This is a genomic window from Runella sp. MFBS21 (genome assembly GCF_029433105.1).
Taxonomy (GTDB): Bacteria; Bacteroidota; Bacteroidia; order Cytophagales; family Spirosomataceae; genus Runella.
Window position 1 is genome coordinate 215,977 of record NZ_JARNTW010000009.1, and the last position, 16,610, is coordinate 232,586.

The 16,610-nt window shown below is 42.4% G+C and carries 14 protein-coding genes; 4 read left to right on the forward strand and 10 right to left on the reverse strand.

What is annotated here, in order from left to right; all coding sequences use genetic code 11:
• Window positions 1–27 precede the first annotated feature (27 nt).
• From P1X15_RS18610 to P1X15_RS18635, 6 genes are all read right to left on the reverse strand, one after another.
• Window positions 28–1,011, reverse strand: a complete 984-nt coding sequence (locus tag P1X15_RS18610) for a metallophosphoesterase family protein (protein WP_277339638.1) — start codon at window positions 1,009–1,011, stop codon at window positions 28–30.
• 192 nt (window positions 1,012–1,203) lie between these two features.
• The gene (locus P1X15_RS18615; RefSeq protein ID WP_277339639.1) at window positions 1,204–2,679 is read right to left on the reverse strand and encodes a capsule assembly Wzi family protein; all 1,476 of its coding nucleotides are present in this window, start codon (window positions 2,677–2,679) and stop codon (window positions 1,204–1,206) included.
• A gap of 203 nt (window positions 2,680–2,882) precedes the next feature.
• The gene (locus P1X15_RS18620) at window positions 2,883–3,809 is read right to left on the reverse strand and encodes an NAD(P)/FAD-dependent oxidoreductase (protein ID WP_277339640.1); all 927 of its coding nucleotides are present in this window, start codon (window positions 3,807–3,809) and stop codon (window positions 2,883–2,885) included.
• An 813-nt stretch (window positions 3,810–4,622) separates the two neighbouring features.
• Window positions 4,623–5,627 carry a bestrophin family protein gene (locus P1X15_RS18625; protein WP_277339641.1) on the reverse strand — a complete coding sequence of 335 codons (1,005 nt, stop codon included), beginning with the start codon at window positions 5,625–5,627 and terminating at the stop codon, window positions 4,623–4,625.
• 312 nt (window positions 5,628–5,939) lie between these two features.
• Complete coding sequence (locus P1X15_RS18630) at window positions 5,940–6,989, reverse strand: adenylate/guanylate cyclase domain-containing protein (protein ID WP_277339642.1); 1,050 nt, start codon at window positions 6,987–6,989, stop codon at window positions 5,940–5,942.
• Window positions 6,986–7,360: a response regulator gene (locus tag P1X15_RS18635; protein ID WP_277339643.1), complete on the reverse strand. Its 375-nt coding sequence runs from the start codon at window positions 7,358–7,360 to the stop codon at window positions 6,986–6,988. Before P1X15_RS18635 ends, P1X15_RS18630 begins: the two co-directional genes overlap by 4 nt.
• A gap of 115 nt (window positions 7,361–7,475) precedes the next feature.
• Between P1X15_RS18635 and P1X15_RS18640 the strand changes: the two genes are divergently transcribed.
• From P1X15_RS18640 to P1X15_RS18655, 4 genes are all read left to right on the forward strand, one after another.
• On the forward strand, window positions 7,476–8,630 hold the full coding sequence (locus P1X15_RS18640) for an iron-containing alcohol dehydrogenase (RefSeq protein ID WP_277339644.1): 1,155 nt from the start codon (window positions 7,476–7,478) through the stop codon (window positions 8,628–8,630).
• A 103-nt stretch (window positions 8,631–8,733) separates the two neighbouring features.
• On the forward strand, window positions 8,734–8,952 hold the full coding sequence (locus P1X15_RS18645; protein ID WP_277339645.1) for a hypothetical protein: 219 nt from the start codon (window positions 8,734–8,736) through the stop codon (window positions 8,950–8,952).
• Window positions 8,949–9,356, forward strand: a complete 408-nt coding sequence (locus P1X15_RS18650; protein ID WP_277339646.1) for a PIN domain-containing protein — start codon at window positions 8,949–8,951, stop codon at window positions 9,354–9,356. Before P1X15_RS18645 ends, P1X15_RS18650 begins: the two co-directional genes overlap by 4 nt.
• Window positions 9,357–9,429: 73 nt before the next feature.
• Complete coding sequence (locus P1X15_RS18655) at window positions 9,430–11,904, forward strand: glycoside hydrolase family 9 protein (protein ID WP_277339647.1); 2,475 nt, start codon at window positions 9,430–9,432, stop codon at window positions 11,902–11,904.
• Window positions 11,905–12,339: 435 nt separating this feature from the next.
• Here the strand turns inward: P1X15_RS18655 and fucP are convergent, their stop codons facing one another.
• From fucP to P1X15_RS18675, 4 genes are all read right to left on the reverse strand, one after another.
• Window positions 12,340–13,560 (reverse strand): L-fucose:H+ symporter permease, encoded by a 1,221-nt coding sequence (gene fucP / locus P1X15_RS18660; RefSeq protein ID WP_277339648.1) that lies wholly within the window; start codon window positions 13,558–13,560, stop codon window positions 12,340–12,342.
• Between the two features lie 89 nt (window positions 13,561–13,649).
• Window positions 13,650–14,438 (reverse strand): SDR family oxidoreductase, encoded by a 789-nt coding sequence (locus P1X15_RS18665; RefSeq protein ID WP_277339649.1) that lies wholly within the window; start codon window positions 14,436–14,438, stop codon window positions 13,650–13,652.
• Between the two features lie 47 nt (window positions 14,439–14,485).
• The gene (locus P1X15_RS18670; RefSeq protein ID WP_277339678.1) at window positions 14,486–15,508 is read right to left on the reverse strand and encodes a radical SAM/SPASM domain-containing protein; all 1,023 of its coding nucleotides are present in this window, start codon (window positions 15,506–15,508) and stop codon (window positions 14,486–14,488) included.
• Window positions 15,509–15,608: 100 nt separating this feature from the next.
• On the reverse strand, window positions 15,609–16,535 hold the full coding sequence (locus tag P1X15_RS18675; RefSeq protein ID WP_277339650.1) for a sugar phosphate isomerase/epimerase: 927 nt from the start codon (window positions 16,533–16,535) through the stop codon (window positions 15,609–15,611).
• Between the last annotated feature and the right edge of the window lie 75 nt (window positions 16,536–16,610).

The window sequence follows — 16,610 nt, forward strand, 5'->3', positions numbered from 1 at the left end:
GGTTGTTATATAGTCTGGAAGAATAGTTTATTTTTTACCAGGAAATGGATAGGTAATGGGATACAAAATGGCCCCGTCAAACTCCCGGATGTAAGTTTTAAATTCACGTTTTCCTTCTTTTAATTCAATGATTCGAGCGCCGTGTTTGGTGCGCAAATAGGTGTTTTCGCTCCCCGAAAAACAGCCGTAAGTGAGAGCGATGCCATTGTAGTCAACTAGATAGTCGTTGACGTGGTCGTGGCCTACAAAAGTACCCATTACATCTCCTGATTCGAGCATTGCGGTATACATACCTGTATTGAGCTGAGGCGCACATTCATTTTCGTATCTTACACCTCGTCTTTTATTTTTGACGTCGTCAAACGCAATTTTGTATTCAGGTAGCGGAATATGAAAAAAAGCCAAGGCAGGCAAAGTGTCTTGGCGGCTTTCTTTGTAAGACGCGCTGGTTTTGCGGAACCATTCCACTTGGTTGTGACTAAACCATCCATAGCCACCTACTCTTTTGTTTTGCGAATAAGCCTGAGAATCCATCGCATACAAAATAGCAGCATTGGTACCGCTTTTTCCTTTGATAGCCACTGCGCCGTTGAGATAGCCATCAACGCCGCTGATAGAGGCGGTTTTGTTGAGCAAGTAAGGCTTGGTTACTACATAGGCAGCTACTTCGTGGCGTTTGAGTTCTTTTTCGTCGTCATGATTTCCAAAAGTGACTAAATAAGGGATTTTGCGAGAGATAACCACCTCCAATACTTCATCCCAACCTTTTTTGATAGGATTGCTTACGACCACATCGCCCGTGAAAACGACCAAATCGGGTTTTAGTTCGTCAAGGGTCGCTTGCATCATTGAGATAGATTTTTTGGAAGGCTCAGCTCCAGCTTTGTAGTGAATGTCGGTAAACTGTACAATGCGAAAAGTACTATCAGAACGAAAACGTAGTTCTTGGGCCATAGTGGCTGTACTTATCCATAAAAGCAACGCAAACAGTGAAAGTAGCTTGTTTTTCATAAGAATTTGTTAAATAAAACAAAGGGGTTTGGTGATATAAAGAATACTCATTGGAATGTAATGTGTCCTATCACGAGGATTTACTTTTTTTGCCCAAAAGTAAAAAAAGACATATTAAGCCAATATTATAAAATGTTTAGCATTGCTATACAAACAAACAAAAATACGGCTTGGTTGAAAATTAAGCGTGTTTTACCACTTTTTTTTGAGACCTAATAAAGCAGCGTAGGAATGAGGGAACAAATCTCCCTGGTCTAAGGCAAAGGAGGCATGGAGTGCGATACTCTGCAAGCGAGGTAGTTGCCACTTCGCACTAATCATACTTGAAAATTGAGAAATAGTAGGGGCATAGGGATTGCTAAATGAGCCTAAATTTTGGCTAAAAGAGCTGCGGGTGTGTAAACTCAAAGTACTAGAAAGCTGCCAAATCGTACCCAGATATATCATTCGCAATTGATTGTTGGGGAAGAAACCACCCGCTGGAATTTGGGCAAGAGCCGCAGAAAGCGTATGTCTAGGGGCAATAAAAGGGGTGCCTAACGTATGTCCTTGATATGACCACCCTTCTTTGTATTGCCCATGATTGAAGTAATTGTCGGTGCCTTGGTAGGTAGCTTGTGGGTCAAAAATTGCCCCGCTTTGGTTGGTAGTGCTAAGCCACTCAATGACCAAATGCCGTAGAGAGATTTTTTTTGCAGAGGCCCGACGAAGGAGGCGTAGCCCCGTAAGACCATCAAGGAAGTTTTGGAAGGCAAGCCCTGAAGCATCTTCATAGGGGTGTTGATGATATAATAACACATTCCAGTCCGAATGCTTCCATTCTATCCCAAAATCGTAGCTGCCTACGTGATTGCCGATGCGATTGGTCCCATCAAAGACTGTATAGCGGTCGTTGGATAAGTCGTCAGGGTAGTGTCCTGTCAGTAGAGAAAGATAATCACGAAATGTACTAGGAAGTTGGCCATTGACTGCAAAGTCGGTGCCAAGTAGATAATCGGCTTTCCCACCCCACTGTACTTGATGATTGAGACCTGCATAGATTTGGAGACGCCAATGCGGTTTGCCAAAACGAGCATATAGGGTTTTTTGGTGGAAAAAAGCATTTTCCATGTAAGGAACAGTAAACCACCCGTGGGCAAAGCTTCCCTTAAAAGCAATGATACTTTTGAGAAAAGTAAGGGGTATATATTCAATAGTTTGGAGCTGTATTTTGGGAAAAGGAATGGCATTGCCCGACCAAGCCACAAAGCCCGATGAAAGAGTGCTATCGCCAATACCGAAGAGTTCACGGCGTCTGCCCGCAAAGATTTCAAACTTTCCCCATTTACCTTTGACATATATCTCTGGCCAAAGGATTTCTTTTTGTTTGGTTGAAAAAACAACATTCAAAACACTCTGTACGCCAAATCCCCAATCTAGCTTTTTGGGAGAAGGGTGGCTACTATCTGCCGCAACATAATGCCGAAAAGCACCCGCGCGGGCTGTCACGAAACGCCCTTCTAAGGGGATGATACCGTATTGATTGGATCTGAGCCAAAAAGGAGTTTGGAGGCCATTCGCTACAGCGCCCGCTATTTCTACCTCTGTATCTATAGAGCGCCATTGTGCTACTCCTTTGAAGGATATTCCACATACCAAAAGAAATAGCCATGAGTAGCGCATTTGCATAAGTCAGGAGAAGGATTTCTTAAAGACACTGTACATACGCAAAAAAATAAAATTTGGACTTTGGCAGGGGCTAGAATTAATGTTTGGAAAAAGAGAGGTAGTAAAAATAAGAGATAGGATATTATCAAAATGTGAAATTTGTCTTGAGAGCGTATTTTCCCAAGCTATTATCCTTGCTTGGGAAAATACGAAGGAGTGGAGAATTAGACTAGAGTAGCCACCCCAAAACGCTCTTCAATCAGGTCTTTGTTGATAGAAGCACCCGCTTTTGTACCGGCAGCGACTGCGGCTGATACCGCCCTCATAAAAGAGGTATTGTCGCCGGCGGCATACACACCTTCTACGGTAGTATGTGCTAGTTCATCTACCTTGATATGTCCAGATTCGGTAAGTTCGCAGCCTAATTCTTGTGGAATAAGACAATGCTGTTCAAAAGGAACCCTCGCAAAAAGGGCTGATATATCCTGAATAGAGCCGTCATTGAAATGGATTTTTTCTAAACGGCCTTCGGTATGCTGCAACGAAAGGATAGGTTTTTCAATGATCTCAATATGAGCAGTTTGTAATTTTTGGAATTGTTGTTCAGTAAGAGTTGAAGGACCGTTAGTAAATAGAGTCAGCTTGGGCGACCAGTGATGTATCAATTTCGCGAATTCAAATCCCATATCACCATGTGCCAATACACCGAGAGCTTGGCCACTCACTTCGTAGCCGTGGCAATAAGGGCAATGGAGCACCGAGATTCCCCAGCATTCGGCAAAGCCCTCTATAGGGAGCAACTGATCTCTGATGCCTGTTGCAAAAAGCAGTTTATCAGCGGTATAGGGTACATTGGAAGCAGTCACTACTTTGAAGTAGTCAGCTTGGCGTTCGGCCTGTTGTACTTTATCATGCAGGAGCATGACCCCTGGATAACTCAACACTTGGTCTTTGGCTTTTTGCGCAATAGCGGCGGGAGTTTCGCCATCTTGCGTAATAAAATTGTGAGAATGAGGCGTTTGTTGATTGCAAGGCTGCCCGCTGTCAATAATCAAAATGTGACGCAAAGAGCGGCCTAAAGCCATCGCAGCTGAAAGTCCAGCATAACTCCCGCCGATGATAATAACGTCGAAATGTGTGTCGTTGCTCATGGTTTTTGAGTTTTTAAGTTGAGAAATAAAACATCACTTATACAAGGAAGTTTTATTGAAAATACCTCACTAAGAAGGAGAAAAATAGAAGACTTTATGATTTGCAACACAGTTGCAAATCATAAAAGTTCATTGTGATGTTTTTTGAGGGGATGAGAAATAGCGTGTTGGAATATGAAAACGTTGTATTATAGGAAGAAGCACCTAAATCAAGATTTTAATTTTGATATTGTCTTAGGTACGTTGATTTTTAGTGAATTAGACTTTGGAAAGTAATTTGAGAAAGTAAATAAATTTCGGAGCAAAGCGTTGAAAAGTTGTACTTTATAAATAAATACTTATCAAAAATAGACTTTCCAAGTTGGTAATTTCTTTGATTATCCAAGGTCCGGGCTTAAAACCGCGCGGCAGATCGTTTGGAAAGTATATTTTGCACCTTTAGTTAAGTAGTTAAGCAAAATTAAGCGAGTATAAAGCTAATTCTATTTTAACCCCACGCCTTTAGGCTGGGGTGGGTAAAAAAGACCACAACGTAGGGCTTTAGCCCTGATTTTTTTGACAAAAAGCGTAAAAATCAGGGCTAAAGCCCACGTAAAGCTCTCACATTGTATTCCCAGCCTAAAGGCGTGGGGTTAGAGGAGTCGCATATTGTTGATAATATCCAGTTTAATTTTGCTTAGTTACTTAAGTATTTGTGCAATAATAGACTTCCCAAGTTTTAGGCTCATACTATTGATAATCAGAAGAGTTATAAACTTGCCGCGGCGGCGGACCGCAAAGTCTCACCTAATTCTGCATAAGTACTTATTAGCTCTACAAAAGAATGTTATTGACGGGTTGAATCGCCGGCGGAACATTGGTTTCGTCGAGCATTTCGCGCAAATCTATCTCAATAGTGCGCGTCATAGCCGTGATAGGCACATCGTTAAAACTCCCTTCAAAAGGATTTTCACTGGTTTCACCTATTTGCTCCATGCTCGAAAATACCCACGATACCAGCATACTAAAAGGAATGGTGAGCCATACCATATGTTCGCCTAATTTTTCAAACTCTTTTAACATTCCGAAAGGCATGATGAAAACAAAAATCTGAATAAAATACAGGCTGATTGAAGCAAATTGACGAGGATAAGGGAAGTTTTTGATACGTTCACATTTTCCTTGTTGGTCATAAAAGTTCACCAACGTATTTTCAAGTTCTACATAATTGAGGGGGTCGATATACCCGGCTTCTTTAAGTTGGCGGAGTCGTTTTGATTGAAGACTAATGATATGAGTGGCGCGGTTTTTCTTGCTCAATACATACGCCAAATCTTCTCCCGAAATAAATTTACTGAGTTCTTCATCAAGTTTTTGCTCCTTTTCAGGTATGCTATAGAAGCGCTTGTAGTCTTTGTTATAATGCTTAGAGAGCGTTTCCCAGGCCCGTGGCTCTCGAAGCTGAAAACGCAACGCCGTAAGCCAACCGACATGTCTATAGAGCAGTTCTCGATGAATTTCTTTGGTTTCGGCCGCGCTGTTTGGATTTTTGATAAAATCTTTGACCAATATTCCCCACGCTCTGCTGCTGTTGATGATAGCGCCCCATATTTGGCGCGCTTCCCAGACTCGGTTGTAGGTTTGGGTGTTTTTGAAACCTACAATAAAAGCGGAGGCTGTACCTACAAGTGTGATAGGAACCCACGGAATCGCAATCCAATGCCAATCAAAAACTTGATATAATACCGTAGGGACAGTGGCGATGATGAGCAAAATAAAGATAGTACGGCGAGTCCAGAGAAGAATCTCAATGACTTTATAATGATTTCCTGCGTGCATTGTTGAGTAGAGTTTTTAGGGTGAGAATAGGTTGTTGAGTAATTATGATTGGTTAAGATTGTTTCGGAGAGTATAGTTATAGCACAAGCATGGGAGGCGGGGGCATAACAAAAAAGAGGCACCTATAGGAAGGAGCATCGGCCAAAAACATACAATAAAAAGTACGAAGAAAGAAGCAGGTTTAGGACTTGTTTTCTTCCAATTAATCACAACGTTAGTAAATGAGAGAATTTAAAATAACATCAAATTTGTTTATAAGTGTTTGATAATAAGCAAAATAAAAAGGTATTGATGATTGAAAATACCTGTGTTTTATTCGAGTACTTCGTAAGCCATCAAAGGATTAGCTTTGTTTTTTAAGGTTACTTCACCGATGGGCGCACACCTAAACGACTCTTTCACCAGTTCATAGGCGTGTTGTCCAATCACGATTTGGCCCGGTTTCGCAATTCCCTGAAATCTTTGGGCTACATTGACCGTATCTCCAATCACAGTGTAGTCGAGGCGGCGCAAGGATACAGAGCCGATATTGCCCGAAATCATCTCACCCGAATTGATCCCAATCGCCACCCTAGGCAAATAAGTAGTGTGGTCGAGTAAGTTTTCTTGGATAGATTCGATGTGGCTTCTCACGGCCAAAGCAGCCTCAATGGCATGGTCTAAGTGATAATCACCCCTAAAAACGGCCATCACGGCATCGCCCATAAACTTATCAACATGTCCACCTTGAGCGATGATTTCTTTGACCATGATGTCAAAATACTTGTTGATAAGCCGTACTACCGTATCGGGGTCGGAGTTTTCGGTGATGGCCGTAAAACTACAAATGTCCATAAACACCACCGTAGCTTCCACGGTTTCGTTGACCATGATAGCCGATTCAAACTCTTTGCGGCTCATAAAACTCAGCACATTTTCATCCACGTACATCCGCAAGATGTTGTTTTCTTTGATGGCTTGGAGGGTTTCGCGAAGTTGGTTGATGTGTTGGAGAGTCTTTTGGACGGTCAGTTCTAAATCTTCAAAATTGACTGGCTTACACACAAAATCAAAAGCACCGCGATTCATGGCTGTGCGGATATTTTCCATATCCCCATAAGCCGACACCATAATTACTTTGATAAGTGGGCTAAGCTCGCTGACCTTACTGAGTAGCGTAAGGCCATCCATCAGGGGCATATTGATGTCACTTAGTACAAGGTCGATATCGGGTTGTTGTTGAAGTAGTTGAAATGCTTCGACACCATTTGGAGCAAACACAAACTGGTATAAACCCTCGCGGATTTGTCGTCGAAATTTTTGTTTAATCAGCAATTCCAAATCGCTTTCGTCATCTACGACTAGCATTTTGGCTTTATTCATAATGAGTGGGTTAGTTTCTGTTTTAGAGTGGCAAAGTCAATAGGCTTGGTCAAAAAATCGTCAGCGCCGTATTTTTTTGCTTGATTAAAGTTTTCATCATCGTTGTAAGCCGTAATCATCATGACCGTAGGAGGGGCGCTGGGGCGGTCGGTACGTATGCGGCGTAGGAGCTCTATGCCACTCATCCCTGGCATGTTGATATCTGATAAAATCAACACAACTTCCGAAAAATGAGTTTCCAAGTATGAAAGAGCTTCTTCTCCAGAATGTGCAAAATCAAAATTTAGTTCACCATTTCTGATTTCACGCCGAAAACGTTGTTGAAACAAAGTTTTAATATCGAGTTCGTCATCGACGACTAAAATTTTCATGAGAAAAAAGGATTGATGAATGTTTTGGGAATGTAATAATACAAAAAATGTTAGAAACTAAAGTGTAATAAGAGGAGTTAGTCATCTAAAACTAACCTCATACAAAGTATTTATCATGAATAACTTCCAGTATCACAATCCTGTTCGGATTATTTTTGGTAAAGGGCAAATTGCCCAATTGCCGAAGCAAATTCCTGCCTCTGCCAAAGTTATGATGACTTATGGTGGCGGGAGTATTTTTAAAAATGGAGTCTATGAGCAAGTAAAATCTGCTTTGAAGGAGTATGACGTAATAGAGTTTGGTGGGATTGAACCTAATCCCACTTACGAAACCCTCATGAAAGCCGTGGAGATAGCTCGAAAAGAAGGGGTTGATTTTTTGTTATCGGTAGGAGGAGGCTCCGTATTAGATGGTACTAAGTTTGTAGCCGCCGCGATTCCTTTTGAAGGAGAAGAGCCGTGGCATATTTTGAGTCAGCGGGCTAAAATCAAGAAAGCAATTCCGCTAGGCGCGGTACTGACATTGCCAGCTACGGGTTCGGAAATGAATTATTATGCCGTAATCAGCCGCTCCGAAACCCAAGAAAAAAAGGGAATGGGCAATCCTTTGGTGTATCCTCAATTTTCGATTCTTGACCCCGAAACGACCTTTTCGTTGCCACCTCGTCAGATTGCCAATGGTATCGCTGATGCCTTTACGCACGTCATGGAGCAGTACATGACTTATCCCGTACATGCTGAAATGCAAGATCGCATGGCCGAAGCGGTATTGCTGACGCTTATTCAAGAAGGCCCTAAAATGATGATCAATCCCACTGACTACGATGCTGCCGCCAATGTGATGTGGGCGGCTACGATGGCGCTCAATGGGCTACTTGCCGCTGGAGTCCCCACCGACTGGGCTACGCATCAGATAGGGCATGAACTTACGGCTTTGCATGGTATCGACCACGCCCGAACGTTGGCGGTGGTATTGCCTCATTTGTTGGAATTTAAGAAAGACACCAAACGGCAAAAACTGGTTCGTTATGCCAAAAATGTATGGCAACTTTCGGGCAGTGAAGAGGAGTTAACAGAGAAGGCGATTCAAAAAACGGCGGATTTTTATGCGTCTTTAGGTATTCCTACCAAAGCAAGTGCCTATGAGATAGGAAAGGATACCGTCGAGAAGGTAGTGACGCGTTTTGTTGATAGAGGAATGAACTTTGGCGAGCATGCTGACATTACTCCTGAAGCAGTAGGGCAAATTTTGGCATTGAGCTTGGCGTAAGTTATATGATGTCAAAACTAGGAGAAAATGACTCATAACAAGTCACTTGCGTAGGTTTGATTTTTGATGGTCATTTATTAAATTTGAAAAAACTTATACACTAATGGAAGCATTGTCCATAAACAATACTGCGGAGACTCTCCAAATCACCCTAGATAAAAAATTTTTTGATGAAAATTTTTTACGTGAAACAATTGAATATCTACGTACAGAGTATTTAGCGCAAAAAATAGATTTTGCCGACTCTATAGAGGAAATAGGAGAAGAAATAAAACACAGTTGGTGGCAAAAAAATAAAGCTCTTTATATTAAAAGCGAATGAAGGTTATTGTAGATGCCAACATACTATTCTCTGCTCTACGTTCTTCAAATCGTATCTTTAGAAGGCAGTTATACTTCTCTGAATGCACTTTTTTTGCACCCAAATTTCTCATTGTAGAAATATTTGAGCATAAGGAGCGAATTTTAGAAAAATCTAAAGCCACACCTACTGAGGTGTACGAATATTTAGATAACGTTCTCCAAAAAATCACCTTTGTAAGCAATGATTATATTTCAATTGCAAATTATGTTGAAGCATATCGTTTGTGTAAAGATGTAGATGAAGATGATACTCCGTTTGTTGCATTAGCATTGGAGATGCAAGCATTTTTTTGGACTAGGGACGAAAAGCTCAAAAATCATCTCTATAGGATGGGATTCTCTCATTTTTTTGAACCTACTTAAAAGACGCTATTCTAACTTTTTGTAACTATTTTTGAAGCTTACCAATTTTGGTGAGCTTTTACTTTTTTTGATAATGAAGCCAATTCTATTCTTCCGAGCAGTCATTTTGCTTTTTTGTATCTCTACCTACCTCAACGCCCAACAATCGTGGATACGTATCAATCAGCTTGGCTACTTGCCACAATCCACAAAAGTGGCCGTTTGGGTAAACAAAGAAGAGGTAAAAGTGGCTGATTTCGAGCTATGTGACGCTCTTACCGACCGTGTGGTATTGAAGTCAAAAGCCGTTAAACCTTTCGGAGCTTATGCGGCTTTCAAATCAAGCTATCGGCTCAATTTCTCGAATTTTACCAAACCGGGGGGATATTATCTCAAAGCTGCGGGAGTACGTTCTCCTATTTTTAGGATTGGAGCAGATGTCTATGACGGAACGGCCGATTTTGTACTAAAATATATGCGTCAACAGCGGAGTGGTTACAATCCTTTTTTGAAAGATTCTTGTCACCGTCAAGATGGCTATGTGATTTATTATCCTGATTCTACCCAAAATGGCAAGTTCATGGATGCGTCGGGTGGGTGGCATGATGCTTCGGATTATCTTCAATATGTGACCACTTCGGCCAATGCGACTTATCAATTGCTTTTTGCTTATCAACAAAATCCCGAGGCATTTGGTGATAGCCACGATGCTGCTGGTCATCCTACGCCCAATGGTATTCCTGATATTTTGGATGAAGCCAAATGGGGCTTGGATTGGTTGGTAAAGATGAACCCCGCCAAGGATGTGATGTTTAACCAAATCGCCGATGACCGCGACCACGCGGGTATGCGCCTGCCCACCAAAGATTCGGTGGTGTACAATCGCCAATGGGGCTTGGGAAGGCCTGTTTACATGGTAACGGGGCAGCCACAGGGGCTTTTTAAATACAAAAACCGCACCACCGGCGTGGCTTCTACGGCCGGAAAATACGCTTCGGCTTTTGCCTTGGGAAGTCAACTTTTGTCGAAATATTACCCTGATTTTTCTAAGAAAATACTACAAAAAGCACTAGACGCTTATGATTTTGGAAAACGGTTTCCGGGAGTATGTCAAACAGCCCCGGGACGTGCTCCTTATTTTTATGAAGAAGACAATTATGTAGATGACATGGAGCTGGCGGCGGCGCAGTTGTACCAACTCAACTCATCGACCCCAACCTATCTCAATGATGCCGTTAATTTTGGGAAAGCCGAACCTACAACCCCGTGGATGGGTGCGGATACTGCCAAGCATTATCAATGGTATCCTTTTGTCAATTTGGGACATTATTTGTTGTCAAAAAATAATCCGACTTTTCGTCAATTCATGAAAGACGGAATTGAGAAAGTAAAAACGCGTGGACAAAACAATCCTTTCTTGAATGGGATACCTTTCATTTGGTGTTCCAACAACCTGACAGTAGGGATTTTGACTCAATTGCATTTGTACCGTTCCCTTACCAAAGACCGTCAGTATGAAGAATTAGAGGCGGCCATGCGTGATTGGCTTTTTGGCTGTAATCCGTGGGGTACAAGCATGATTTGTGGCCTTCCAGAAGGGGGCGATTGGCCTACAGACCCCCATTCGTCTTTTACACATTTGTATCAATATCGCATCGATGGGGGTTTGGTAGATGGTCCAATTTATGGGAGTATTTTTGGTAAACTTATTGGTATTACTTTATACAAGCCAGACGAATACGCTGATTTTCAGTCAAAACTGGTGGTGTATCATGATGATTATGGCGATTATTCTACCAACGAACCCACTATGGATGGTACGGCGAGTTTGAGTTATATCTTGTCGGCTTACCAAAAAGAAGGAAAAAGTTTACAGGCTAAGCATAAAAAAGAACAAACGGGAGCAATCATCCAAATGGATACCACTCAAAAGCGGGTGTTTCTCACTTTTACAGGGCATGAGTTTGCGGAAGGGACAACAACTATCTTAAAAACTCTCAAAGAGCAGAATATTAAAGCTTCATTTTTTCTGACGGGCGATTTTCTGCGAAATCCTGCTTATCAATCTTATGTGGAGCAAATGCACCGTGAGGGGCATTATGTAGGAATGCACTCCGACAAGCATTTGCTTTATTGTGACTGGAACAAACGCGATTCGTTGCTGATTAGCCAAGAGCAGTTTGAAAAGGATATCCAAGCCAATGCTGCCGAACTAAGTCGAGTGGGGATTGAGCCTGCAAAGGCGTCTATTTTTATGCCTCCTTATGAATGGTATAATGCTTCTATCAATGATTGGGCGCGAAATATGGGTTTGACACTCGTTAATTTTACCCCAAAGATTGGTACAAATGCCGATTATACTTGGCCCGAATTGCCCAATTATCGAAGTAGTGAGCAGCTACTCAAGCGTTTTTGGGAGTATGAACCCTCCTCACCTAATCATCTAAATGGGGCGATTGTATTGATTCACTTGGGTACTGACCCACGCCGCAAAGATAAATTTTATGACAAGCTGCCGCAGATTCTACAACAACTGAAGGCAAAAGGCTATCAGTTTGGCAGGTTTTGAAAAGGGGATTACTGGATAATGAAATCAGAAAACACAAATGGTTTTGAGTGGCTTCATATCACAAAGCGTACAAATTGGAAATATTGTATGCCGAAATCTAAAGATGAACAGTAAAAAATCCCCTCCTGCCTCTCCTCTTTAGATGCCCTCATCACGGCAGAAGCGGAGAAAATAGTACAATTGAAATTGCATAAAAAGGGATTGAGGAAGGAGTTGTAATAAAAATGAGTATAGCACTTGAAATAGCATAGGAGGTAAGTGATGCTAAGAAAAATATCATACTGATCTATTTTAGGTTTTGCCTTTCAGTATTTTATGGTGAAAAGCTTTGATTTTCCTCCCGACTTAAATAAAAGAGGCTGATTGCGTTAGGTGCAATCAGCCTCTTTTGTATGCCTTTTGGCTACGGTAATTAGACCATAAAAGCTGACGTAATTAATTTTTTGGCTTAGAAAAAACGAGGCCAAAAAGTAAAATCACTACATAACAAATGATAGGCATAAGGTATGATTGGGCTACATCAATATCGGCTACTTTTCCCATGATAGGAGGAAAAACGGCTCCACCTACTACCCCCATCACGATATAAGAAGAAGCTTGTGGTTTGAGAGGACCCAAGTTGCGTAAACCTAGACCAAAGATAGTTGGGAACATAATACTCATAAAGAAGTTGAGCATCATCAAAGCGATAAACGACGCCCAGCCCCAGGTTTGAGAAATAATCAAACACATCAGAATATTGGCACCTGCGAAAATGGCCAAAAGGATATTGGGCTTAACAAACCGCATCAAAAAAGTACCTACTGCACGGCCTGCCAAGAGTAATACCATGCTGAAAGCAAAATAGTATCCTGCTTTCTCGTCGGTCATATCGGGAATGTATTTGACGGCGTAATTGATAAAAAACGCCCAAGTTGCTCCTTGTGCTGCTACGTTGAAAAACTGCGCAATCGCCGCCCAAATAAAGTGACGGTGAGCAAACAAGCCTTTTTGAGGCGTACCCGAGGCTGACTCATCGCTGCCTGATGCTTCGGCTGTAAGCGGTGGTACTTTAATAAACGAAAAAGAAATCGCCACTGCGGCTACTACCGCGCCAATCACAATATAAAGGTATTTGACGGGGGCTAAATCGGCTACGACATCGCCCGTTGGTACATTGCGAAGCATAATATAAGAACCTACCACAGGTCCGATAATGGCTCCCACACCATTGAAAGTTTGTGAGAGATTGATACGTTGCTCAGAGGTCTCTTCATGACCGAGGGCTGCTGAGAAAGGGTGAGCGACGGTTTCGAGGGTAGCCAATCCACAGGCTAATACAAACAATGCCAAACGGAAGAAATCAAAAGATTGGGCTTCGGCGGCGGGGTAAAACATAAAAGCGCCGATGGCATATAAAGCCAATCCCAAAAGAACGCCGTTTTTATAACCATATTTTTTCATGAACAATCCTGCCGGAATCCCCATGACGAAATAAGCCCCAAAGATAGAAAATTGAACCAAACCCGAATCGGCAATGGAAACATTCAAGACCGTCTGAAACCGTCGGTTGAGCAAGTCACCCATGGTGATAGCAATACCCCATAGCAAAAAAAGACTAGTCACAAAGACGTAGGTGGGGACGTATTTGGCGGTAAGTAAAGGCGCTTTTTTCATTATCAAAATTGAAATTTGAAAGGTTTAGGGTTGATTGAAAAATAAGAGACACAAAGCTTTTCCAAGGTTTTAAGCCTTGGAAAAGAAGGCTAATGTTTGATAATAGACCTATCCAAGTGTACATATCCGCCATCTACGTGGATAAGCTGACCAGTGGTATGGCTCGATTTGCTAGAAAGTAAGAAAGTGACCATGTTGGCGATTTCGTCGGGAGAAGTCATGCGGTTTTCAAACGGAATCCGACTATTGATTTCGTTGAGGGTTTCTTCGGGATTGGGAAGGGTTTTAATCCACTTTTCGTAAAGAGGGGTCCAAGACTCGGCCACGATGAGGGCATTGACTCTGATACCATACTTGAGCAATTCGACGGCCCATTCACGGGTGAGGGCATTGCGAGCACCGTTTGAAGCCGCATAGGCAGAGGTATTTCCTTGGCCTGTTTCGGCTACTTTGGAGCTTACATTGACGATAGGGCCTTTGGTCTTGATGAGATAGGGCAGAGCGTGATGAGCCAACAAATAATAATGTACCACATTTTTGTGAAGCGAAGCCATGAAAGCCTCGTAGCTACCATTTTCGAGCCCTACGCCATCGTTGACACCTGCGTTGTTGACGAGGCCGTCGATTCTACCAAAACGCTCTACGGTAAGGCGCACGGCCTTTTCGCATTCGGCGGGGTCGGTAAGCTCGGCTTCGATGCCATAGGCTATACCGCCTAAGGCTTCGATTTTGTCGATAACGACTTGGTTGTCGGCTGCACTACGACCAATAATGACCGGAATCGCTTCTTCTACGGCCAACGTACGGGCAATCGCTTCGCCAATTCCTTTGGCACCACCCGTCACAATAATTACTTTTTCTCTAAGGTTTAGATTCACTTTTTCAGAAAATATATTGGTTTGAAAAATAACTGTGCTTTATAATTTTATGCCCATACTTGAGTGCCTTCGGTACAGTTTTTACACATTTCGATTTCAGACCGTGAGCGTATCAATGATTGTCTAAAATTGCGATAAGCTTCACTTTGCCAGAGGTGCTGAAAAGAGGTTTCGGAAACATCCCCCAAACGATAATGGGCGTCTTTGTCGAAACAGCAAGGGACCACTTTACCGTCCCAAGTAATCACGCACGAATGCCACATTTTCCAACAATGTCCGTCCATGCTATTTTTGATTTGATAGCTTCCGTCTGATTGTTGGGCGTAGCGAGAATATTTGTCAATGGTCGGAATGAGCGGGTCGCCTTGCTCATAATCATAGATTTGGGCGGTTTTGAGGCCAAGTTCATCTACTCCGATTTCGTTTGCCAATTTTTTTACATCCTCAATTTGGTGCTCATTGGGTCGAACCACCAAAAACTGAAATACCACGTGTGGCGTTTTTGATTTCAACAATCGCTTCCATTTGATGATATTGCGCGTCCCGTCGAGTACTTTTTCGAGTTTGCCACCTACTCTATATTGTTGATACACATCCTGTGTAGTACCATCGATTGAGACAATAAGTCGGTCGAGGCCACTTTCTACCGTGCGGCGCGCTATGGCATCGCTGAGGTAGTGGGCGTTGGTAGAAGTAGCAGTGTAGATTCCTTTTTGGGAAGCATATTTTACCAGTTCCAAAAACTTAGGATGTAGATAAGGCTCGCCTTGAAAATAAAAGATAAGGTACAACAACGAATCTGCTAACTCATTGATAGTTTTCTTGAAAAGTGTTTCTTCGAGCATACCCGTAGGTCGCGTAAAGGAGCGTAGTCCACTGGGGCATTCGGGACAGCGGAGGTTGCAGGAGGTGGTTGGCTCAAAAGAAATACTCATAGGTAGGCCACGATGAATGGCTTTACCCGTAAATTTTGATTCATAAAAACTATATATCACTTTGAGGGCATTCCAAATACGCTTGCGAGTGAGTTTGGAAAAAAAATTAAGCCCATCGTTAAAGTTTCGATTCATCGGCAGGAGTGGAAATAAAAACTTTCCGAAAGGTAACATATCTTTCGGAAAGTTGGTGATGAATAGGAGAGTTTAGCCCGTATGATTGTTGACCTATTGGCTATCCTAAGTATTGGCGGAGGTAGTTGCGACTGGTCAAAATCGCCGATTTTACATCTTCGATACTTCCTTCGTAAGCTTTGTCTTCTACTTCTATACATACTGGTCCGCGGTAGCGTACGTCGGTAAGAGCCGCAAAAAATTTACCCCAATTGACATCGCCCAGGCCCGGTAGTTTAGGGCTGTGGTATTCCAAAGGATTGGCCATGATACCTACGCGGTCGAGTTTGTCTTTATACACTTTGGCATCTTTGAGGTGGATATGATGCAAGCGGTCTTTGTAATCATAGATGGGTTTGGCTTCGTCCATCATCTGCCAAATCATGTGCGACGGGTCATAGTTGAGACCCAAAGCTCGGCTAGGGATGATTTCAAACATACGATCCCAAATAGCAGGTGTAGTGGCTAAGTTTTTGCCGCCGGGCCATTCATCATTGGTAAAAAACATGGGACAGTTTTCGATACCAATTTTGACATTGTGCTCTTCGGCTATTTTGATGATGCTAGGCCAAATCTCCCCAAAAGTCTTGAGGTTGTCGGTGATATTTTTGGAAGGGTCGCGACCAATAAAGGTATTGACATTGTGTAATCCCAAGCGAGCTGCTGCTTTGATGAGTTGCTTGATATGTTCTTGATAAAAACTCGCTTTATCAGTATCGGGGTCGAGAGGGTTAGGGTAATATCCTAATCCTGAGATGAAAACGCCTTTTTCTTTGGCATAATGCATTAGATAGTGAGCATAACTTGTATCCGTCAAAACGCGGTCTACGTCGATGTGAGTAACCCCTGCATACCGACGAGCATCGGCGTTGTTGGTAGGCCAGCACATGATTTCTACGCAAGAAAATCCATGATTGGCGGCAAAATCTATCACGTGTTCGTAGCCAAAATCGGCTAAAATGGCGCTTACAAATCCAAGTTTTAACATATCTAAGGTTGATTTTTGAATTGGGCTGCAACTTACTAAAAACCGTTTGGAGAAATTATAATATTCCCGAAAAAA